Annotated in this window: 14 protein-coding genes; 10 read left to right on the top strand and 4 right to left on the bottom strand. The window is 45.7% G+C overall.

Annotation, left to right across the window (positions count from 1 at the left end; translation table 11 throughout):
* The first annotated feature begins 32 nt into the window (after positions 1-32).
* The 9 genes from ABGT66_RS09675 to ABGT66_RS09635 all read left to right on the top strand — a co-directional run bounded on the left by ABGT66_RS09675 (position 33) and on the right by ABGT66_RS09635 (position 16,002).
* Positions 33-2,117: a GTPase gene (locus ABGT66_RS09675; protein ID WP_346690395.1), complete on the top strand. Its 2,085-nt coding sequence runs from the start codon at positions 33-35 to the stop codon at positions 2,115-2,117.
* A gap of 14 nt (positions 2,118-2,131) precedes the next feature.
* On the top strand, positions 2,132-3,838 hold the full coding sequence (locus ABGT66_RS09670; protein WP_346690394.1) for a GTPase: 1,707 nt from the start codon (positions 2,132-2,134) through the stop codon (positions 3,836-3,838).
* Positions 3,839-4,460: 622 nt separating this feature from the next.
* Positions 4,461-5,450: a WYL domain-containing transcriptional regulator gene (locus tag ABGT66_RS09665; protein ID WP_346690393.1), complete on the top strand. Its 990-nt coding sequence runs from the start codon at positions 4,461-4,463 to the stop codon at positions 5,448-5,450.
* Between the two features lie 233 nt (positions 5,451-5,683).
* Entirely contained in the window at positions 5,684-7,981 is a 2,298-nt protein-coding gene (locus ABGT66_RS09660) for a dynamin family protein (RefSeq protein ID WP_346690392.1), read from the top strand.
* Positions 7,978-10,344, top strand: a complete 2,367-nt coding sequence (locus tag ABGT66_RS09655) for a dynamin family protein (RefSeq protein ID WP_346690391.1) — start codon at positions 7,978-7,980, stop codon at positions 10,342-10,344. Before ABGT66_RS09660 ends, ABGT66_RS09655 begins: the two co-directional genes overlap by 4 nt.
* 2 nt (positions 10,345-10,346) lie before the next feature.
* Positions 10,347-12,722 carry a dynamin family protein gene (locus ABGT66_RS09650; RefSeq protein ID WP_346690390.1) on the top strand — a complete coding sequence of 792 codons (2,376 nt, stop codon included), beginning with the start codon at positions 10,347-10,349 and terminating at the stop codon, positions 12,720-12,722.
* The gene (locus ABGT66_RS09645; RefSeq protein WP_346690389.1) at positions 12,712-13,794 is read left to right on the top strand and encodes a hypothetical protein; all 1,083 of its coding nucleotides are present in this window, start codon (positions 12,712-12,714) and stop codon (positions 13,792-13,794) included. The genes ABGT66_RS09650 and ABGT66_RS09645 overlap by 11 nt, the downstream gene beginning before the upstream one ends.
* The gene (locus ABGT66_RS09640; protein WP_346690388.1) at positions 13,791-14,738 is read left to right on the top strand and encodes a hypothetical protein; all 948 of its coding nucleotides are present in this window, start codon (positions 13,791-13,793) and stop codon (positions 14,736-14,738) included. The genes ABGT66_RS09645 and ABGT66_RS09640 overlap by 4 nt, the downstream gene beginning before the upstream one ends.
* Positions 14,739-15,384: 646 nt before the next feature.
* Positions 15,385-16,002, top strand: a complete 618-nt coding sequence (locus tag ABGT66_RS09635; RefSeq protein WP_346690387.1) for a hypothetical protein — start codon at positions 15,385-15,387, stop codon at positions 16,000-16,002.
* 439 nt (positions 16,003-16,441) lie between these two features.
* Here ABGT66_RS09635 and ABGT66_RS09630 read toward each other — a convergent pair whose 3' ends face one another.
* The 4 genes from ABGT66_RS09630 to ABGT66_RS09615 form a co-directional block, all read right to left on the bottom strand.
* Positions 16,442-18,565, bottom strand: coding sequence for a DNA topoisomerase 3 (locus tag ABGT66_RS09630; RefSeq protein ID WP_346690386.1), 2,124 nt, complete (start codon positions 18,563-18,565; stop codon positions 16,442-16,444).
* A gap of 297 nt (positions 18,566-18,862) precedes the next feature.
* The gene (locus tag ABGT66_RS09625) at positions 18,863-19,066 is read right to left on the bottom strand and encodes a hypothetical protein (protein ID WP_346690385.1); all 204 of its coding nucleotides are present in this window, start codon (positions 19,064-19,066) and stop codon (positions 18,863-18,865) included.
* Positions 19,067-19,098: 32 nt separating this feature from the next.
* On the bottom strand, positions 19,099-19,968 hold the full coding sequence (locus ABGT66_RS09620) for a hypothetical protein (protein ID WP_346690384.1): 870 nt from the start codon (positions 19,966-19,968) through the stop codon (positions 19,099-19,101).
* 5 nt (positions 19,969-19,973) lie between these two features.
* Positions 19,974-20,384 carry a hypothetical protein gene (locus ABGT66_RS09615; RefSeq protein ID WP_346690383.1) on the bottom strand — a complete coding sequence of 137 codons (411 nt, stop codon included), beginning with the start codon at positions 20,382-20,384 and terminating at the stop codon, positions 19,974-19,976.
* 596 nt (positions 20,385-20,980) lie between these two features.
* Here ABGT66_RS09615 and traI point away from each other — a divergent pair.
* A complete protein-coding gene (gene traI, locus ABGT66_RS09610; protein ID WP_346690382.1) occupies positions 20,981-23,680 on the top strand; it encodes a TraI/MobA(P) family conjugative relaxase in 2,700 nt (899 codons plus the stop codon).
* Positions 23,681-23,685: the final 5 nt, after the last annotated feature.

The following is a 23,685-nucleotide window of genomic DNA, read 5'->3' as shown; positions in this document are numbered from 1 at the left end:
ATAAAATCTCTTGTAAGGTGATGTGAAGTAACATGGAAGAGACAAATTTGAAGCAGGTGTTAGAAGAATGCAATAAGGCTGCAAAAACTGGCTATAAGATAGCTTCAGCACAAGAAAAGAATTTGAATAGGGCTCTGGCTTCAGCACAAGAGAAAGTACAGAGTACTATTAGCGATTTCAATAGTTCTTCGTGTTATGCGCCGGAGGCTACGGAACTATTGGAAAAACAGTTGGTGGAGATCAGAGATGCGTTCATTCGTCTGTCGTTCGCTTTTAAGGAGGATTTACAGAACCTACGAGAGAATCTTTCAAAGTTTTCTGTAACACTTTTTGGAAGGACTATGGCTGGTAAATCTACGCTTATGGAGATTTTGACGGAAGGCGATGGGTCGTCTATCGGAAAAGGATCTCAACGTACAACCAGAGACGTTCGAAAGTATACGTGGAATGGACTTGAAATCACCGACGTTCCTGGAATTGGAGCTTTTGAAGGTGAAGATGATGAACGGATTGCATTTGAAGCGGCAAAGGCTGCCGATCTGATCCTGTTCCTGGTAACAGATGATGCACCGCAGGTTGCAGAGGCAGAGTGTTTCAGTAGAATCGTGAACCTTGGAAAACCGATCATATGTATCATGAATGTCAAGGCTTCTATAGCAGAGGACAAGAGTTTGAAATTAGCGTTGCGTGACATAAACAAGCGCTTTGATATGGAGCGATTGAATAAGATACGGAATCAGATTCTCTTATTTTCGGAACAGTTTGGTCAGACTTGGAGCCACATTCCTTTTGTATATGTCCATCTGAAATCTGCTTATGCTGGCCTAAAAGCGGAGGATCCGGAAAAAAGCAGAAGCTTTCATGAAGTGAGCCGAATTGATTATCTGAAAAGAAAGATTGGAGAGCAAGTTAGAACAAAGGGTGAGTTCTATAGAATAAAGACTTTCATAGATGTTATATCAAATCCGATACTTGAATCTATGGAAAATCTTTTGGAACAAAGCCAGATAAACAGCGTCCAAGGGCGGATGATCCTTGCAAAGAAGAGACAGCTTGGAGATTGGAAGAACATCTTCTATCGAGATGGGAAGGCCCAGATAAAGTCGCTGATTGCAAAGATAAAGAGCGAGCTGAACGGGGAGATAGCCACATTCGCTGAAGATCATTTCGATGATAAAAATGCTGATAAAGCATGGAATAAGCTGTTAAAGTCCCGGAAGGTGGAAGTAAGGTGTCAGGAATTACTTGAGGACCTGGAAGCAAAAAGTAATGATAAGCTCAAAGAGATTTCCAGAGAAATCAAGAACGAGTTGAAGTTTGCCACATCTTTTGAATGCGATAAATCTCTTCGTATGCATAAGATTATTGATTGGAAAAAGCTTTGCGATTGGTCATCGATTGCTTTATACGTAGCAACCAGTGTTGCATTTTTGGTTGGGGCGGCGGCGGTAACAACTTATTTAGGATGGGCGGCATTAGTGGTAGGAATAGCAGGCTCTTTCTTGTTTAAGAGTAGAGATAAAAAAGAATTTGAAGCTAGAACACGGCTTGAAAAAAAGCTTAGGGAGAATGTGACTCAGATATGTGATACTCTTGAAAAGCAGATGAATAAGGATCTGGATTCGCTTGTATCGGTTAGAATTGAAGGATCAATGTCAGAAATGGATAAAATTAATTCCGTCATATTCCGGTTGGCTGATACACAGAAAGAGCTGGCATGGGGATTGAATAACCATATGCTGGAACTAAATAATCAGATTTTGACGGAAGCAATACGTCTGATAGGTGCTGAAGGATTACAGTACCATGTACAGTCAGTTGCAAGGATTCCTGGAAATACAAGCCTGATCCTGCTAAACGATGGGACGGTTTTCCCTAAAGAGCAGAAGGAAGAACTGTATAAATTAATGGCTGAACGAATCGGTTCTGTAAATGATTCTGACAATAAGAGGGTACTAATATCAAGAGTCTTGGGAAGAAATATTGATATGAACTTGATAAATATTGAAGAAAAAATAGGTGTGGCTCATATACCGTTGGGTGATGTTACACCGAATATGAAAAACAGAGTACGTTTGGCGCAACAGTTTTCGAGGCTGTTAATAATGAATGAGTGAGTGAGGAGAAGGCTATGTTTAGAATTGCTGGGTTTGCTCAAAGAAGCGCAGAATTGAAAGAAAAGGCACGTGCTGTATTACTATCTGCAGGTGTAGACATACAGATTCAAGATAATAAATCTGATGCTATACGGCTGGTGTTCGCAGGTCAGTATAGCGCAGGAAAGTCGTCTATATTGAAGATGCTTACAGGTAGAGTGGATATAGCGATTGGTGCCGATATTACAACACAGCAGGCGCATATATATGATTGGAACGGTATAGAAGTGGTGGATACTCCGGGTATTCATACGCAGCTCAGACCTGATCACGACGAAATATCTTATGATGCCATTGCTTCGGCTGATATGCTGGTGTTTGTTGTTACAAATGAATTGTTTGATTCTTATATGGCGGATCATTTCAGGAAGCTTGCTATCGACAAGGACAAAGCAGGCGAAATGATTCTTGTTGTCAATAAGATGGAGAGAACAGCGGAAGGAAATACTGATGAACAGCAAAATATCATTCGAGAAGATCTGAAAAAGGTTCTGGAACCTTATACCCCGGAGCAACTCAACTTGTCATTTCTGGATGCGGAATCATATCTTGAGAGTGTCGAGGAAAGGGCAGAGGATCCGGAACTTGCGGACGAGTTGGTTGCGCGTAGCGGCTATGCTCAGTTTATTGATACTTTGAACCGCTTTGTCGAAGAAAAGAGTATTCCGTCAAAACTTACGACGGAATTATATGTTATCGATGATCTTTTGGAGAAAGCAATCAAGGAATTACAACCAAAGTCATCTGATTCTGATCTTGATGCATTGGAAGAAAGCTTCACGCAGCAGAGGTATCTACTCATAGAAGCAAGAGGGCGTATGCAACAGGAGGTAAGGAATATATATGCCACGGCCGCATCTCAGATCCGAGATATAGGGCTAGATGCTGCCAATCTTCTAGTAGATGGATGTGAGCAGGACGAGGTAGAAGTTGAGCTTCAGAAGTCAGTTCGAAAGGCTGAAGACATTATTGAAAAGTGTCAGGGTGATGCGATAGAGATAATCAATGCGCGACTTAGTGAAATAGGACAACAGCTGGAAGTTATTGAAAACTCTGAGTTTTCAATGCGTCTTAAGTCGAGACTGACGGGTAAATTTGAAGGTCTTCCAGAGGGAATCAAGAAAATTATTACAAATGCCGGTCCGGGGTTCCAGAAAGCTGGTCAGACGGTCATTAACAAAGCTTATAAAGCTGGAGTACAAGGTGGCCTGAAGCTTACAAAATTCTCTGGGAGTGCGATACACCAAATGGTATTAAAGGTTGGACACGGCGTAGGATTCAAGTTTAAGCCCTGGCAGGCGATAAAGGTTACAAAGGGAATTGCTATAGGTGGTCAGATCCTGAGCGCATTTGGTGTAGGTCTCTCTGTATTTTTGCAGATTAAAGCGGATCGAGATGAAGAGCGTATCAGAAAGGATTTGAAAATCAATCGTCAAAATATCCGAAGTCAGTTTAATGTAGCAGCTAATGAACTGGAAGACTTTGCAAGGCAGTATATAAAGGATAATGTGAATCGTCCTTTAGAGACATCGATTACGACAATAGATGAAAAAATTCAAGGAATCAGAGAAACACGTTCAAGTAGAAGTGCGTCATGTCGTCAATTGGAAGATCTCCAAAAAGAATGTAGATTGTTGATTCAGGGAATACATTCTGAAAAAGATATTGAAGAAATACTATGATATAAGCGGCATTCGGAAATAATCCGGGTGCCGCTATTTCGATGACTGTCAGTCTTTTTTGTAAAAATTTGTTTCATACTCATCCGCCTGCAGCAGGATATCCGGCATCCATGTCGGGGATCTGCCCATCTGCTCACAGACAGCTTTTAGGTCAATTCCGGGAGTACATTCAATAATCAGTTCGTCATGTAAACGAGGCTGCGCGCCATCATGAGCTGTTTCAACTGCTTTAACAGTCTAATCGCCATCTTACAGATTTAACAGAGATTGCCGACAGTATAAGAGAAGTGAATAAAAGCAGATTAGAGGCGATTCTGACACTGCTCTGGAGCATTTGTATCACCTTATTGCAATGAGTACAGCATAAAAGCAGTATATGCAATAAAATTAGCATTATATTTCTATTATAAGAATAAATTGTATAACATTAGAGATGTGCAATTGGACTTTTTCACTACATCAGCAAATTTATGAGTTGGTTTGTTAGAATTGATGTAACAGATGATTGACGAAACACATTAAGTTTATGGCGTTTGCGTGATTTCTTGTTTTACTAAGACATACTTCTGTCTGCCTAATTACTTATAATGTCCTCATAAGAGGCATAGAGGGGGCGCATAGCATGGACAACACCAAACAAGGTCGACTGTTAGAAATATTCTTTCGTTGCATGCGCGGAGAAGATATCTCCGTAAAAAAGCTGGCAAAAGAATATGAAGTTTCTACAAAAAGCATCAGCCGCGACATAAACGACTTAAAGGCGTTCCTCGTTGACCATCGCGGCCTAGTCGGGAGCACGGAGCTGGAATATTCCAACCAAGATAAATGTTATAGACTGTATATGGATGAGTTCCTTAGTAACAGAGAACTCTTCTCTCTTGTTAAAGTAATGATTGGAGCAAGAGCCTTCTCTAAGGAAGAACTGCTTACTCTTATCAACAAACTAAAAAAGTTCACAACAACGGAAGATCGCCCTAAGCTCGACGAGCTCATCCGAAAAGAGCTCTTCCATTACGTTGAAGTGAAACACGATTGTGAAAGTGTCCAGGCAATGCTTTGGCAGCTTGCAAACTGTATTATTCAGGAGAAAGAGATAACGATAGAATATTTCCGTATGGACAGAGCGTATAGGACACACCGTATACGCCCTGCCTCTCTCATGTTCACCGACTATTATTTTTATTTGATTGCCTTTAAAGTCGACGGAGATGAGCAAGAAACGCCGGTCTATTTCCGTGTGGACAGAATAAGACATATAACGGAGCATCGCAAGCAGAGTGAAGCCTCTGAATTTCCTGTTTTCGATGAAGGCCTCCTCCGCAAGCGCAGCCTCTTCATGTGGCCCGGTAAACTCAGGACGATACGTTTTGAGTTCAAAGGCCCATCTGTTCAGGCCGTGCTCGACAAATTGCCCACGGCGAAAGTTATCGAAAGGAAAAGCGGGGGCCGATATGTGATTGAAGCCGAGACCTACGGAGACGGAATAAAAATGTGGATTCTCAGTCAGGGGAGCTGGGTAAAGGTCATATCTCCGCGCGAGTTCGTTGACGAGATGAAAGCTGAGATTACTTCAATGAACAGACAATATGAAGAAACCGTTCCGTATGTGTAATGCGCTCGCCATATATAGAATTGTCAGATTACGAGAGTTGATGTCATTAAAATGCGTCAGTTTTACATAGAATATATATAATAGTATACATAAGACTGTGCAAAAGCACATCGTAATACTTAAAACGTTCTATTGAATTAAAGGTATAATCATCATAATGGAAGTAGTTGTACAGTTAGGAATCAAAATTATAACAACATAATCGGCTTAACATAAATGAGGAGTGCCCAAACATGTCCGTTTCTGCATTAAAACAAAAATGCCTTTCTATTGTTGAACAGATGTCTAAACAAAAAGAGTTAGTGGAGATTCCTCGCTTCAGGGAGGAAATTGAGCACTTTCGCCGCCGCCTTCAAGACAATGAATTCAGAATTGCGGTCGTAGGAGAATTCAGCTCAGGCAAATCCACATTCATCAATGCGCTGTTAGGAAAAGATCTGTTGCAGCATGCTTCTACTGAGACGACAGCCACAGTAACAAGGCTTGTTAATGTACTAAGTTCGGATGCGTTGTGCGGCAAGGGGAAAGTTTATCTTCGTAACGGCGACAGTATCGACCTTCATAATCTGAACGACCTCAAAGAATACACGACTACGGCCAGCGAAACATATCAAGTCGTGGATGAAATTGAATACGTGGAGCTTTATCTGCCTATCTTCGAATCAGAGCATCGTATTGTAATTGTCGATACTCCAGGGCTGAACGGTACCGCCGATGGACACAGAGAACAGACGGTCAGCCTGATCCAACAGGCGCACGCCTGTATTTACCTTTTGCAGCGTAGAGGGCTTGCGGAGAGCGACATAACATTTCTGACATATTTATCGCAAATACAGAAGAATTTTATCTTTGTACAAAATTTTATAGACGATCTAAAAACTTTAGAGGGTGATACGCTGGAGGATACTTTGGCGACACAGCAGCGTATCCTAAACGACCATGTGTTTGTCAATGCGCCACATGCCCGTTATTCTATCTGCGGCGTATCCGCACTACTGGCTTTGACCGGTCGTGATGAGAGTATCAAGACATTATATGCCGGCAGCAATGAAGTTTTAACGCATCAGCAGCGGCAAGAGATATACGAAAGATCTCGCTTTGAAGCCTTTTATGACCTGCTTAGACGGACCTTTCCTGACGACAAACTGGAAATGATGCAGTACGGAGATACGGCGGCGGCTCTCGCGGATTGGATGCGCTTGTTACTGGAGCAGATAACCCGCCGTGAGACGCAGGCAATAGAACTGTATCAGGCCAGCAGCGACAAACGTTCGCTGGAAAAACTCGAGCGGCTGAAAACGAAGACGCTTGAAAGCAGGGAACGGCACAAAAAGCAGTTAGAGGACTTCATACTGGACAGAGGGCGCAGCCTGCGCGTCAGCGCAAAGGAATCCATCCATCAAGAGCTTGTTCAGGTGATGCAGGATGCAGACAAAGAAGTTCAAGGTTTCAAGGCGTTAGCTCCAATGGAAGAATGGAGCAAACGACTGCCCGATATCCTTGCTCAAAAGATAAACGAAATCCTGATCCGGCACGGTAATCGCTATGATCAGCAGATTCAGGCCTTATATCAGCTTTTGCTGACGCGCATTGAGGAATACAGCAGCGTCAAAATCGACGAGCTTGATTTGAACTCGTTCGAGTCGAGCAGCCGGATGAGCTCCCCGAGCAGCTTTAAGCGTGAGATGGGCGAAGTTGATAGAATCCGCAAGCAGGCGGAAGCAAAGAAAAACGAGGCGGAGCGGATTGAAAGGGAAATGGCGACCCTTGCTGCCGAGGCCGACAGGAGCCGGCACGACGTCGAGAGTGCGGAACTGTCTTTAAGGCGCACTCGGTCAAACATTTCCAGCAGGAAGGCTCGTCTCGGGAGCCGTCCTGCATGTGAATACAAAGAGGAAGCCTATACAGCAGAGGAATACCGCGGCGGGTTGGGTTTTTTGGATTGGGTGTTGGGACCTAAAAAAGTAACAAAATACCGCACTGTCGCCGACGACTCAAAAGGCGAGGCGTGGGACAGAAAAATGGCGAGTGAGGTCAATCCCCTCATTGACGAGGAATACAGACTGAAAAAGGAGCTAGAGGCCGCACAACGAAGCGAGCGCCGCCTGAGAGCTGAGCGCGCGGACAAGGAAGAAGCATATCAGCGTGCCAAGAAACGTGTGAAAGAACTAGAGGAAAAAGCACGCGTAGAGGAGGAGACGCTGCGGCATAAGCGTGAGTACGCGCTAAAAGAATATTTGGTCAGCTGCCGGAAATCGCTTGTGGCTGAGATCGAACGTTATCTTTTCGGCGAAGATTCCGTTGAGGTGCAGATATCCCAGTCGTTGGAAGGCGATATAAAGCAGATGGAAGAAGATTTCACAAGATGGGCTGTTGAGCGCTTCCAGAAGGCAATAGACAAGAAGTTGGAAGGAATTGAGCAGGCAAAGCAGCAAAAATATCCCGAACTGCTCAAACAGGCGGATTCGCTCACTCACACAAAGGAAATAATTAAAAAACTCATAGACGATTTGGAGGGGCAGCTGATATGAACGAGTATCAGGAACAGTACGAAAACCGCAGAAAAGAGGTCTTGGACTTTTTGGATGAAAGCATCGACGCCCTGAAGCAGCAGGAGCGCGACGAAGAAGATTTTACAAGCTTCATAAAGACACTCCGCAGCAACGTGGCTGACGACCTTTTCAGCATAGTGCTTGTAGGGGAATTCAGCTCCGGCAAGTCCACTTTTTTAAACGCGCTGATGCGCCGGCGCATATTGCCTACATTCAGCGACGAGGCCACGGCTACAGTCAACTTCCTCTGCCACACATCGCGCGCTCCTGACGGCGAAGCCGGCATCGTATACTATAGAGATCCTGCCGTCGAGAAAAAGGTTCTCCTCGAGCTTAGTCCGAAGGTCTTGGAACAGGTTGTCAGCACGCGCGGCAATACAAACGAACAGCAGATAGCCACCAGCGTAGACCATGTCGACCTTTTCCTCGATTCCGACTTCCTAAAAGATGGAGTGAAGCTCGTCGACAGTCCGGGACTGAACGGCATGGCGGAGCACCACAGGGAAATAACGGAGAAGCAGGTGAAGGAGTCGCACGCATGTATTTTCCTTTTTTCCGCCGACCACCCAGGCTCCAAAACTGACTTCGAATTCCTGGGAGAATTGAAGAAACAGTCGGATAATATCTTTTTGGTATTAAATAAAATCGACAACATAAAAGAGTGCGAGGGGGAGACTGCGGAAAGCGTTGTCGAGAGACTTCGGGACACGTATCGAAAACAGTTCCCGGACGATAAAACGCTGCCTAAAATCTGGCCAGTGTCGGCTTACGACGCGCTGGTAGCCAGAGACCATACATTCAATGAATACAAGAATGGTGAAATCGTTACTACACCGGAACGGCGAAGCGAACTTGAGGCTAAGTCTCGAATGGGCGAGTTTGAAGCGCGTCTCTGGCGATATCTGACAGAGGGGGAGCGTGCCCGCGACCAGCTGTGCTCGCCTGTGAACAGAGTACTGAACGATTTGAGAGATAAAAGAGATAGTTTAGAGACGCATATCAAAACACTCGAAGAAAAGCAGAACCCCGCTGAATTAGAGGACAAATACAAAAAACTTGATGATGAAATCAATGGACTTGAAGAAAAACGGAAAAGCGCAGCCGCCCCTCTCCGGAAGAGGGTCAACAACGCTCTCAGGGACATCGAGGAGAAGGCAGGTTCACAATTTGAAAAACTTCGCGATAAAGTGGAGCGCGAGCTAGGCGAATTTCAAAAAGAAGAGGATATAGAGGACTACAACAAACGCCTAACTGCCAATATGAACGCAAGTTACATGAGAATTGTTAAAAAGCTCGATGAAGAACTGCGTGGAGAGTTTATGAACATTATCGCAGAAGAATATGAAAATTACGTGGATGAGCTGGAAGACAAACTCTCTGATACGTCAGGGCAGATGGACTTCAAGTTCTCCAGCAGGGAACATATTCTCTCCAACGTTTCGTCTGGGATCAATCTTGAAGACTTCGAAAACAAATGCAAGAAACTTAGAGAGCGCATTGACGTTCTGGAAAAAGAGACCGAGCGGAATCAGGAAGACCTAATCCGAGCCAAGAGATTGGAAAGGGATATAAAGGATAAAAAAGAGGCACTGAGGTTATATGAGGACAGTATGCACAACTATATGCAGAATTTCGTTATTCCTGAGGTAGTAACACATACGGAAAAAAAGACCTATTACGAATGGCGTCGCGGTCTTGTGGGAATTGTTGGAAATGTTTTGTTTGGTCAGAAAGAGAAGACAAGAGATGTACAGATTAGGGACAGCTCTGCACACGACGAGGCAAAAAGAGAGAGAGATGCGGAGCTCAGCCGGATGCAGGAAGAATGCAGTCTGTTGAAGAAAGAGCTAAACGACGCGTTTTCCGGCAGCTCCGGCGAAGACAGTGAAGTAATCCAGCTCAAAATGCAAAGAAACGAACGCGAGCTAGAGCGCAAAGAAAAAGAACTGCGGGAGACGAAAGAGAAATTTCAGCGGGAGGCAAAGGAATCGTCGGAACGGGTGTGCCGCAAGCTGCGCAATGAGATTCTGGACTCTCTTGAAGACGAAGCGGAAGAAGCCGTCAGTGCAATCAAGACATATCTACAGAGCTGCAAGTCCGGCTATGTCCGCACCGTGCAGGATACCGTGACTTTCAGCCTGAGCCAAGAGCTCGGACGCAAACAGAAAGAGTTAGAGGATTGCAAGCGCCTACTTGAAGGCGATGCGAAGGTACGCGAGCAAGATCTCAAGCAGAGCAAGGAGGCTATAAAGAATCTTGAAGGGTTGATGAATAAAGGTTCTGAGCTGTGCGCTAAACTCGAGGAATCTATGAAAGACCATATAGAAGAGGAGAATCTGTAATAATGAAGCCTGATTTCAGACCGTTTGCCGAGGCTGCGGAATTCCTCGGACAGACCGAACAGAAATATATAATTGAACAGACGGAGCGTTCTCTTAACGACGGAACATATTTCGTGGCCTTCGTCGGCCATTATTCAGCCGGGAAATCGCGCCTGATAAACAACCTTCTCGACCGCGACCTGCTGCCCCTTGGGGTTGCCGAGACGACCCCGCTCCTGACCTATATCCGTTACGGAGAGAGGGAGGAGGCGAGAGTCCATTACTGCGACGCCGCAGTACAGGTTATCCCGGTCGAACAGGTAAAGGAGCTTCGCCAGGGAAGCGGCTCATGGGATCTGGATAAGCTGGAATATATTGAAATATTTCTGCCGGAGGAATGCCTGCGCGGAGGGATGATTTTCGTAGACACTCCGGGGGCCAACACTGTGATAGAACGGCACAGGCGTCTCCTTTCCGACTCGCTGGCGCTTGCCTCGAAGGTGGTCTACGTAGCCGGACACGCTATAAGCGCTGTTGACGAAGAGATGCTTGAAATCCTTGTGGAGCGCGGCCTGGATCTGTCTTTTGTACGAACTCACTTCGACGAGCTGAAGGCGTTGGAAGACGACCCAGATAGCGTCATTCAAAGCGATTTAAACATTCTGTCGTGTTTCGACTTAGCTCCAGAGTCATGTTTCCACCTTTCAAACCTACCGGATTCAAAGTGGTACGGCGGGATTGAAAAACTTCGTAAAGTTCTGGAGGATACAGGAAATCACGCACAAGAGAAGCTGGCTCGCGCCGCGGAAGAGAAGCTGCGTTCCATCGCGGGACAGTTCATCCCAGCGCTGGAGGAACGTAAGTCCGTTCTGGCGGCTCTCAGAGAAAATGACAGCGAAGCTCTGCGCAAAAAAAGATGCGACCTGGAGCGCCGCATCCAGTCTATAGAGCAGAATGTCGCATCCCGCAAAGAGCGGGTGCAAGCTCAACTGGCACAGTACAGGCGGCGTTTGAGCGGCGAGATCTCACGCAGGGCGAAGGAAGAGCTGGAAGATAGCTCGCACAGAATTGCAAACGCAGGCGACGTGAAGAGTCGACCGGAGATGTCGGCGTTACTGGAACATGAAGCCAACGTATGGACTAAAAAACTTAATAGGGACATCAATGCGCTCTGCGGCGACGCGCTTGCGGAAATCAACAAAGAGAACGCGGAGATTATGCGTTCTGTCGATATTGATGAAAACGCCATCCCAGCCATAGGTACGTGCGACGAGTTGATCGATACCCAGGACAGACGCGTCGAACGGCTCAGATACATGCTTCAGCAGATTGCACAGAACCGAAGCGAAATTGAAGCATCACTGAAATCGATGGAGAACAATCCCGTCTATGCCGGGTTGCAGAAGGATCTGATTGAATTAGAAAACGGCATTGAGGAACTGCGCCAGCAATACGACTCGTTCCCTGCATATGAACCACAAATGGTAGAGTCCGTCGATGGTTTCCAGCCGTCTCAACTCATGAGAATGCTTGGAGATGTCGCCGACTTGGCATTACTTTTTGCTCCCGGAGCTTCACCTGGAGCCGTTGTTAACAAACTTGCTATGTCGTCTAAAATAGTGAAGCCTCTTGCAAAATTAATAGGTTCTGCTGAAAAAATCGGGAAAAGCGTTCAAAAAAGTAACAGCATAAAAGACATTACCTTTGCGAACATGGGCAAAACGTATGCTACGAAAAAACGCATAAAACAAGCGCAGCAGATGATCCGGACTGGAACTGAAAACGTCAAGAAAAAATTGGCTGGTTCGCATGGAGATGAGGGCACCCCACTGGACTTCCTGACTGTAGGCTACTGGGCGGAAAAAATCGGCAAACAATTTGACACGCCGCCTCAGCCGGTTGACAAAGCTTACGAGGAACAGTATATAGCGGAGAAATCAGCGATAGAACAGAAGATACTCAAGGAGCAGCAAAAAGCATTTCAGAAAAAACGTGAGATGAGGCTGTTTAAAGACAGGCAATCCCAATTGGAGGCCGAGCGTAAAGCGAACGAACTCGACGAAAAGAGCGTCCGTGAGGAACTAGCAAAGAGGGAGGGTGAAATACGGCTCGAAGCGCAGAAAAAGGCAAACCGTGATTGGTGTCAGTCGTGCGCGCGGTTCTTCGTCCGGCAGATGACAACTGTGTTGGAGGACGCTATATCTAAAGCGCAGCAGGAGCTTCCTGAGCGCATCGACCGTTATCAGCAGGAGCAGATAGCGGCACTTGAAGAAAAACTGCAAACGGAAAAACAGGCGTATGAGGCCCTGTTGCAGACGCCTCCTAGCGAGTACGCAGTGCGGCTGGAAGAAGTTGGCTGCCTGTTGGAAAGGCTGAAAGTGGCCTCCCATGCCTGCTGAACAAAAGCAGCTGGCTATTCCCGACTGGGTGCTTCTCGGCGACTATTCGCGCCGCGTTTTTCTGCAATGGCTGACCGGAAGCGCCCACGTGTTGGATTTGGAAGGCCTGCCAGTATGGGTTCGGTATACGGAGACATTATCGTTTCGCCGCAGCGGCGAGGCGTGGTTAGTCGGTACTCCGCGGACGATACCGGGAACAGTCCTGTTTGTCCCGCTGCCAGATACTGACTGGCACGAATATCATCTGCGCAAAAACACACGCTTTGCACTGTTCGAGGAGTTCCCGTACGGTAAACAATCGAGCGGCATGATTCTCCAGAATCTCCGTCAAGATTATGAAGCAAATTCTGTCCTGATTGTGCTTATGGACATCCCGCACCGTCAAGGGAGCACAGACCTCGTCCCCCAAGGGGGAGAATTGCAGATTCAATATGAAAAGTACCGCGCAAAGGAAAATGTGTGCATAGCCAGAGGAGGCGAGGATGTCCTAAAAATACTGCACTGGGAGGAATACTCAGAGAATCTGTGGCGGCGGCATATATGGGCAGAACTGGACCGGCTGGAGGAATCCGTTGAAGATTCAAAGTATGATTATGAAATACTTTATATGGATTTTCTTGAGAGTATTTTGAGCGAGCATGTGATAAACAAGATCTGCTCATTCCAGTCAGTACAGCGCAGCCGTCAAAACTCGATTTGGAACGGGTACACAAAAGCCGCTATGCTGCAAATGTTTCCCGCCAGCGGTTCAGGCGGATTGTATCCCGTAGCTGAGCTTTATCGGGATATAATCTCTGCTTTTTCTCCAAATTTGTGGGATCTTGAACAAGACTGTCGCGGTTTAGTTGACGATATGAGAAAGTCATTGGAAAAGGAGCTTAGTGCGCCGGAGCTATTATCCGTCACTTTCTGTTCACATACGGAAGACGTATATTTAAGTATTGTCAATGAATACAAGATCAATGTAAATTTCAGAAAACGGCTTGAGCATTACGTCAATATAACCGTTTCAAATATTTTGAAAGATCGTTTGGAACTCAGATATAATCAATTGAGGGAGGCGTTGTCATGAAATCTGTATATTCACTCTCCGGAGCGGTATTTTGTTTTGCGTTAGGCCTGCTGCTTTCAACAGCGCAGGGATCTTTGACAACGGATGTTTTGCCGTCTGTCGCCGCGCTGTTGGTCGGCGTTGTTTTTCTGGTTGTCGGCCTGAGCGCCGTAATGAAGGAAAACGCAGAGAAAAACGCGGCGCGAAATACCGCGCTCGAGCAGTATGTATCGACACTGTTGGATACGATACATACTCTGCACGTCCTAAAAGAGCCAGTTGCTGAACTCAAGCTTGTAATGGAACAACAAGAGCAAAACGAGACTGCGCGCCATCATGGGTTGCTTCAAATGATTGAACAGTCTAATCGCCATCTTGCTGATTTAACAGACATTGCCGGCAATATAAGAGACGTGAATAAGAATAGCCTAGAGGTGATTCAGACGCTGCTCTGCTTAAAGGAACTTTTGACAGAACTCAGACACACGCTTGAACAGCAAGAGCAAAGTGAAGCTCAGCGCCACCATTCGCTTCTTGCTCAGCTTGAACAGAGCGAACGAAATTACCGTGACTTGCCAGGGCTCATCCTACAGATTAAAGAGCAGGATAAACGTAATTCCGAGGCGATATTCAGAGAGTTGTACGACTTACGCTCAGACTCTGCAAGTAATTCAGAGCAGAAAATAGAAATTCTTAACCAGTTGGAATCCTATGCTGATGAAATGAAAGAATCCGTGCGTCAAATCCAGAAACAACAAAAACAAGTGGATGGGAAATTATTTGACGCATTGGAAAATATCGAAGGCGCAGTAAAGCAGACTATCCCAGATTTGAAAAATTCAATAGAAAGTCAGAATGAGGCTAACCGGAAGTTCATGGCTCAAGTTATGGAAACTTACTCCCAATTGAGTAGTCAGGATATAGAATTGCTCAATAAGATACTGGAAGAGACCAATGGCAGATAACGATACATTTCCGGCGCAGGATTCTCCTAACCAGCGCGCTATAATAGGATCTGTTCGTAAAATGCACGAGCGTTATTTCACAAAAGAGAATATGTATCTTATCTTGCTCGCTGGGACATCGGAACAGGTTAGATACCTTAAGATTGCGGACGTTCTGTATCGCAGTATTTACAGCTCTGTAATGTATAACCAATGCAGACGTGCCGTGCTGTACCTTGGACTTTACAGACGCATGTGTAGGCAAATCTTCGATACAAAGAAAATGAAAGCGGCTCAACGCCGATTAGATAAGAGGATTTGCTGATTCGTACAGCTAATAAAGTATTAAGAAAACAGTTATTAACGGCTCTCAATGAGATTTTACATTCATTGAGAGCCGTTATATTTAGTTACAAGGATTGGAGCTGCTTCTAAAATCTCACGTTTTAGGTAGACATACATCTGTCCATATAGATTCCTATAATTGTGTTAAATGGCGTACGTCGATGAATCAAGAATGGAGATGAGGCATGGCACGGATAGCGGTAATAATAGGCATTGCCTACTGTTCACCAACAGTGAGATGTGGTCTGAAGATAGGTCTGAATTAGGCTGATAACGGCTTTAGATTTGTACCGTTAACTTTGTTATATTGGAGGAGATTAGAATGGCATTACCGGCATTGCTGGCTGCAGGCGCTATAGGCTTCGTATTAGGAGTAATTGGTAATGAGGAAGACAGAAAACAACGTGAAGCTGCCAAAAAAGCTGCGCTTGACGAGGAAAGCAAAAAACATGAGGCTGCCCAAAAAGCAGATCTGAACACAGTAGAAGATTTTGACGATGAAGATCTTGACGATGATTACTACGACGATGCAGAGGAAGAAGAAATTGACGAAAAACCCAAATTCAGTATTGAATATGATATACGCAGGAGGGCAGAAGAAACAGAAGAACAGCGTTCGGCAAGGATATCCGCACTGTATGCAGTATGCATGAATATAGGTTGTTTGGACGATGAATATGATATTGATGACAGCAAAGTGGATCAAACTATTGCTTCCGCGATAAAAGAGGCAATAGAGACGAATCCGAATTTTGAAGCCGCTAAAACGTCATTTTTGGACAAAGTTAGAATCGAAGAATTAAAAGAACTGGACGAGATAGTCAAAAAGTTGGTTTTTATGTCAGATGAACGCAACGAATCCAGATGTGACTTTTACGCTTACAAATGGAAACCTTATTTCGACAGTAGGATCAAAAATGCTTGCATAGCTAATGCGTAGAAAGTAAGAACTTGTTACTCTATTTCGGATGAAGATTGTTCCTATCGAAGGCGGGCAAATCTTCTAACTTTCATGCGGACAAAGCAGTCTGATATATAATCACGCTATAACGGATGGTTATCACTTTCTAATAATGTTTGAAGGGGCGACGTATAATAGCGCCCCTTTTCATTGTTTTTTCACAAGTAACCTATAAATTTTTCTGAACAGTAATCAGAAAGCACCTCAAAAAATAGTTCCAACAACGATAGATTTAGGGGGATTGCTCCGTGATCCCATCAGATATTGTCCTCAAGAATGCGTCAGGTTGCACACCCTTGAAGATGTCTATCAGCTTGGTTAAGTGAGCATTAACCGCTTTATAAGTCATAGATAATATATACCAAAATATCAAAACGATGAGCCCCATCTAGCTTAGTTGGGGCTTATCATTTGCATTCTACTTTTGAGTTACAAGTTTTCCGTTTTCGTCGCTGAACGTCTTTTTACAGTCTCCGTTCCTGCATTTCCAAAAGAATCCGTTCTTACCTTCGATGCGTACTGCGAGGCCGCCGCATGCCGGGCACTTTGAGGTTTTTTGAGGTTTGTTTCTATAATCGTTCAATGTTATACCGCACTTCTGACAAAGCCAGAACTTGCCGAATTTGCCGGTTAATTGCCTCATACGCCCTTCTTTGCATACGGGACAAGGTTCAAGCGCTTCCTGTTGATCCTGTGGGGGCGTAGGGCGAACTTCTGGATGTGCTTTCACCCTGGCGTCTGTGATACGCTGAACGGTGTTCACGATATTTTGGATGAACGTGTCGATTGAAAGGCGGCCTTCCTGTATTTCTCCGAGCGCCTGTTCCCATACTGCTGTTGTGTCTGGTTTCCTGAGTATATCGTCTACGGCGTCGATGAGTGCGCGGCCTTTGGGCGTCGAGACGAGGACTTTTTTATCTTTGGCAATGTAACTTCTTCCGTTGATGAGAGAGTCGATGATTTTCGCCTGTGTCGCAGCGGTGCCTATTCCGAGCGTATCTTTGAGTATTTTTTTAATCTTCGGGTCTTCAACGTACTTATGTATATTATTCATCGCTGCTAACAACGAAGCTTCCGTGAAGCGTTTAGGCGGAGTTGTTTTCTTGTTCTCGCGGATCAGCTCACGAATTCCTACGTTTTCGCCTTTTACTGCGTCAGGGATAGGGCTGTCTTCATCTTTGGGCGCGCCGGCGTCTTCTTCTATGCCGGATACTTTCGAGTAAAGAATGTGCCATCCTTGTTTGGTACATTGCCGTGATTTAGCGGCGAATAGTTCGTTTTCTATCGTGTATTCGATTTCGATCGATGCAAATTCCTGCGGCGAGAGGAACTGAGCCGCGTATCGCCTAGCGATGAGGTCGTATATCTTTTTCTGGTCGCCGTTGGGTTTCATCGGTATCGTCCCTGTAGGGATTATGCCATGATGTTCCGCAGTCTTAGACGTATTCCAGGCAGATGTTTTGAGCGCCATGTCGTATGGATATTGTTTGTACTCGTCGGAGAACGCGGAGATCGCCGCTATGACTTTCTGACGGTTGTCGTATAGCGTTTCCGGCAGGTAGCCGCAGTCGGAGCGTGGATATGTGACGTACTTTGCCTCATAAATCGTTTGAAGAATTTTGAGCGTTTGATCGGGAGAAAATCCGTAGACCTTTGATGCGTCTATCTGTAGAGAAGGCAGAGAGTAGGTTAATGGAGGTTGTGTCAGTGAAGTCCCTTTTTGGAATTTCGTGACGTGGCCGACCTTGCTGTGAAGTTTATGCTCCAGCTCATCGATGATTTTCGCGTCGACGATTCTGCCTTCACTGTCGAGCCCCGGGTGGTCTTCTGACGGTTTCCACGTCGCTGTGAACTCTCCGTTTGTGACGATGCTTCGGGCTTTGACTACATAATACGGCGTCGGCTGGAAATTTTCTATCAGCCTGTCGCGTTCGACGACGAGAGCCAGCGTCGGCGTTTGGACGCGCCCGACTGAGAGGACGGTTTCCTTTTCTCTCGGCGTCGTTACAGTAAAGAGTCTTGACATATTGATGCCCAGCAGCCAGTCCGCGCGCTGGCGTGCAGCGGCTGAAAGCGAGAGGTTTTTGTATTCTTCGTTCGGTTTCATCTCAGCTAAGGCTTTTCTTATTGCACCGGCGTTCATGTCGGTGACAAGGATACGCATCACTTTGCCATTATATTTGTTGAAATACTGAAGTATCTCGTCAATAAGCAGCTGTCCTTCGCGGTCGGCATCTCCGGCGTTGACTACGACATCGGCCTGTTTGAGCAGTCTGCCGATGTTGCCGAGCAGATCCTTTGTGTCAGGCTTAGGGACAAGTGTCCAGCCGGATGGGACGATCGGTAAGTCTTTCAGAGTCCACGCTTTATAATTTGGAGACATTTGTTCCGGCGTTTGCGGTTCAAGTATATGGCCAGCCGACCAACAAATTACGTCTCCGTTGTCCATAGTGATAGACAGCTTATCTGACTTGACAGGCTTGCCGATCGCTTCGGCGATCGCGCGGGCCAGAGATGGCTTTTCTGCTATGAATAGTCTCAATTTATGCCCTCCTTAATTTTTTCATATAAATCGGTCGAATCTAATGGCAAAAACTAATGCTATTGCTGCATAAAGAGCAATTTCTATGCAATGCTCTATATACCATTGGAGTGTTTTAGGCACGTTTCTTTGCCTTTTCAGTTGAAAGAAACCGCAAGCATAAAACAGGCTTACAAGTGTGCTTAGTCCCATAACGAGAAAGCTCACGGCAATAAGAGCTTTCTGGACTACGATTGAAACCGATGTAAGGTACAGGACAGTGCATGGTAAAAAGATTAAAAATATAATAGCCATAACTTATATCTTGATTGCAAGGTATCTTATAAATACCGGCCGGAAGGCATAGAAGAAAAGTAAAAGAATTCCGGCAGCGACGCTGATATAGCAGGCAAGTTTATAGGCGTGTAAATAAGGTGCAGTTGCGGTGTTTTCTTTATCTTCATTCAAAATAATGCCGGTCATCCCTACGAGAACTAAAAGCATTGCTATCTCGACGTTCATTGTTAATACCTCCTCCGTATCTGTATAGAAAGCTAAGGTAATAACGGAATATACGACAATGGATCAGATGATTGTTTTAAGGCTCTCTTGACGCTGTTTATCGCTGCCGGTCGTGTCCACTTCGTCTGCATGGCGGCCCACTCGTGAGACTTCTCGCTTTTTCCTTGAGCGTCGCGGTAGAACATGGCGAATGGATAATAGCCGAGTTCAAGTACGTCTTTGCATCGTCTTTCTGCGGCTTCCGGCGTATCTCCTTTGTAACCGCATAGAACGTAGCACCTGACCTTGCGTTCTCTGTACCATGCGCTTTTTGTAAGTATCTTCGCAGCTGTTTTAAGTGCTGGTAAATCGTCAGGCAGGTCATAGGCGAAGAATGCTTCCTGTACTTTTGCTTTTTCAAATAGTTCAACGTGCCATTCTCTGAGCCGCTCGGCTTCAAGGCCGCCTGTCAGCAGAACCTTTTCTTTTCTATGGCACAGCATATTAAAGACGTTACAGATGTGCTCTTCTGAACAAGCCAAAAGATTGCTGTCTAAAACATTCCATCCCTCTTTTACATCTAGTTCCCGAAGCTGCCCCTCTCTGCGCGGAACGTCACAGAACCAACAATTATTGGGACACCCTCTTGACGTAAAAAGATAGCCTTGCTTGAGATACATGCCAGGCTCAAAATCAAGCGCCGGAGAGCCGAGAGCGGGGCCTCCAATTTTTACCGGCGCTATATGCCGCCAAGTCTGAACAAGATGGCGCGCGAATGGAATGTCCCAAGTAAACGTTACTGAGACGTGTACCTCAGTGATATCCGACGGAAGAAATTCAACGAATGGCGGCTCACCGACGAACGCATATTCATCATCGGGAGTCGCGGAAGTTCTTCTCGGAAATACTCTGGCGATCGGCACTTTTGTTAATCCTCTTGATTTTCTGCTCGCTCTGCATCATTCATGGACGTTTCTACAGCTGCTTCGATTTCACCGCCTGTTGTGTCAACATCGCTGCCGTTGTCAGGCGTGTCGGATGTTTGAGATAAATCCCGAGAAGGTTGTGTCAGTTCGCTGTCTTCAAGAACGTCTCGACGTTTTCTGCCGGCACATATTTCTTCGGCTTCTTTTGGGCGCAGCCGTAATTCATTCTGGCTCTGTTCCGTTATGACCTGTGCGATTTCCTTGTAGCTCCATCCTTGTCTTTTCAGTTCTTTTATTTTCGGCTTGAGCTTCTCGATCGCTTCTCTTCTGGTGAACGTCTCTTTAACCGGTTTTTCAACGTTTTCCAAGTTTTTCATTAACTCTTCCAATGATTCTTTAGAAATAGTCTTCATATTAAATCACCTCAAAAATAGAATAGCACATCGTCGCAATTTATTCAAATATATCGCAATAATAGAATTGGTATTCATGCAAAATTATGCTATTATTTAAGTGAGATATGTGGCAGGTACTTCGGGACAAGCCGGACAGTGTATGACAAATCGCTTCGCGAATTGTCAAGCACTGTCAACGAATACTCGGCGCTTCGCTTCTCGTATATCTGGCTTGGCCCTTCGGGCGGAAAGGAGTAATTCTAAGGTGTATAGGCCGAAAGAAATATCAAAGTTTGAAGACAGAATTATTTTTCGGTGTACTCCTGAACTACGTCAAAAACTCAACGATGCAGCCGTTGCGTCTGGATTGACTCTATGCGATGTAGTTCGCCGCCGTCTTTCTGGAATACATGTTCCTGCTAGGGGAAATATTGTACTGACACAGGAGCTACGAGTTCTGCGTCAGGAGCTCGTAAGGCAGGGAGGGCTCATAAAGCACTTATATAACGAGAAACAGTTTGAGCCTGAGCTGACGCGGGCGGCGTGGAATAAGCAAATTGAAGTCTTAGACAACATCACGAACCTTATAATTCGCGTCGAAGGAGCCGTATTGAATGATCGCGAAGACGGCGGAAAGACGTAGGGATGGGCGTCAGAAATACAGTTACCGAGACCTTGTGAGTTATATCGCCGGAGGCGGCGATGATGAGAAGACGATATATACGAACCATCGCAACTTGACACCTATATCTGATAGTACGGAAGAAATCATAAAGGAAATGGAAGCGTGCGGCGGCGAGAACCCTCGGGCTAAGAACAAGATACATCATGGAATACTTAGCTGGCGCGAGGGCGAAGTCCCGACTAAAGAGCAAGTCGAAGAAGCAGTCTCCATATATCTTCTGGAGATGGGACTTGAAAATTGCCAATGTTACTACGGGCTGCACAAAAATACGGACAATCTGCATCTGCATATCTGCGTCAACAAGATTGATCCGGCGACGCATAAGTCTATCCAACCGGCGCAAGGCTTCGACTATAAAGCCAATGAAAGGATCTCGCGGAGGATAGAGCTCGCACAGGGATGGGAAGTGCTTGACCGCGGAGAGCATTACGAAGTCATAGACGGAGAGATTTTTGAGAAAGATACGAAGAAAGCCGTCCCGAACTTGAGTACGAAGGCGGCGGACTATGAGAACCTGACTTCGGCGAAGAGCGCTGAGCGCATCGCGCAGGAAAGATGCGCTTCGATACTATTCAACGTCGCCGACTGGCAGAGCTTGCATAAAGAGCTTGCTGATGTCGGATGCCGGTTTGAGAAGAAAGGCTCCGGCGCGGTGCTGTTTGTCGGAGATGTAGCCGTGAAGCTGTCAAAGGTCAGTCAGAGGCTGTCGCTGAAGAAGATGGAAAAACGGCTTGGGGCGTTTGAAGAGCCGAAAGAAAAGCTCGAAGTCAAGGCCGTCGAGGCAGAGCCGCTGAAGAAGTCGTCCAACTCAGAAGAGTATCTCAAAGCGCGGAAGGAATATTACAACGACAAGCTGACGGCACGGGAAGAACTAAAAAGACGATTCAATGTTGAATATGCCGAGATGAAGGCTCGCCATTCTGAAGAGCGTAAAGAGCTCTTCATGACGAGGTTAAGTTGGAAAGGGCAAGGAGTTTTACTTAACGCGCTCAGAAGCGAACTCGCGTGGAAACAGCTGCAAGAAAGAAAAGAATGGCATGAACGGAAAAGCATTCGTCTGAAGTTGCTAAATGAATCTTTTCACAAAACATTCCCATCTTATACGGACTGGCTTATACAGCGCGGAAAGAAAAAGGAAGCGGATTTCTGGCGCTATCGTGAAAGCCTTTCAGGCATTCTCACAGGTGACGAGGAAATTTTCGTTGATATTAACAAAATTCGAACTGCGGCGACATATAAGACAGAAATTATCGAGTGGGGACGAAACGAAAAAGGAAACATACGGAGAGGCTTTGTTTATAGAGAAAATCTCGCAGATACTGTCAGTTTTGTTGATACAGGCCGCAGGATAGATGTCGTTGCTTGGCAATCAAATAAAACATTACGCGACGCATTAGAGCTAGCGCAGCAGAAATGGGGCGGAGCGACCGTTAACGGCAGCAAAGAATATGTAAAACGCTGCGTAGATATCGCCGCTCGATACGGAATAAAAATCAATAACCCAGAACTACAGGAAGAAATTCAGAAACGCAGAGACGAGCTTGCACACGACAAGCCATATGACCAGATAGAGAAAAAATCAGAAATGGAAAGGAGTGAGAGGATGAATAAAATCGAACAAGGTTTTGCCGCGTATAATGAAGCTACCCAAGCAGACAGATACCGTATAACGGCATTCTATACAGGATCGGACGGAAAACCACGCGCTTATGTCTTCGACAAAGACAAGTCGTCCTCCGCTCCGTCTCCAGGATATACCTATGAGGAGCTTCGTAAAGAGGTATGGAAGATAGAGAAAGAAGATCGGCGAGGGAAAAACATATACGTCACGCCGATCAGCAAGACTACTCACCATATTCTCATTGACGACCTTACAAAAGATTCTCTGAAAAGAATGATAGACGCAGGATATCGGCCTTCGGTAATTGTCGAAAGCTCGAGAGGAAACTTTCAGGCGCTAATAAATGTCCCGAAGTTGCACGAAAGATATGATAAAGAAATCTCTAACTTGTTAATGAAAAAGCTGAATAAAGAGTTCGGTGATAAGAACATACAAGGAGCAGTACATCCTCATCGCGTCGCAGGAACTCATAATCATAAGCCGTCGCGCAGGCTGCAAGACGGGACACAGCCAGAGGTCAAATTGGTCTATGCCGCTAAGGAAAAAACTATATGCCGTAAAGCTCAAACAGATGCAGAGGAAATACTCAGAGAATTACAAAAGATGGAAAGGGAACGTCAAGCAAGGCTTATGCGTATGGGAACTATAAAACGCGAGAGCGGAAAAAACATAACAGCCTATGAAGCGTACATGGCTCACGCCAGGGACATTATGAATTATCGCTCGGGAGCAAAGAGCAATCTCAGTGTCGTAGACAGTATGGTTGCCGTGCGTATGTATGTAACCGGCTGGAGTGTCTCAGATATTGAAAGAGCAATAGCAGCTGGGGCAAGAGAGCTACGCAGCGAAGCGGATCAGTTTAAGCATAATTGGCCTGATTACGCGAAACGCACGGCTCATTATCCAGAGACGATGCGTGGCAGTCGTGAAGTCGCATCGAATAGAAATAAGGAACGAGCTTGGCTGCGAGTAGAGGGACGTACAAACGAACGAGGAATCGAACGCTAAGAAGG

This window comes from uncultured Cloacibacillus sp., assembly GCF_963926575.1.
Taxonomy (GTDB): domain Bacteria; phylum Synergistota; class Synergistia; order Synergistales; family Synergistaceae; genus Caccocola; species Caccocola faecigallinarum.
This window is presented reverse-complemented; position numbering and strand designations above follow the sequence as displayed.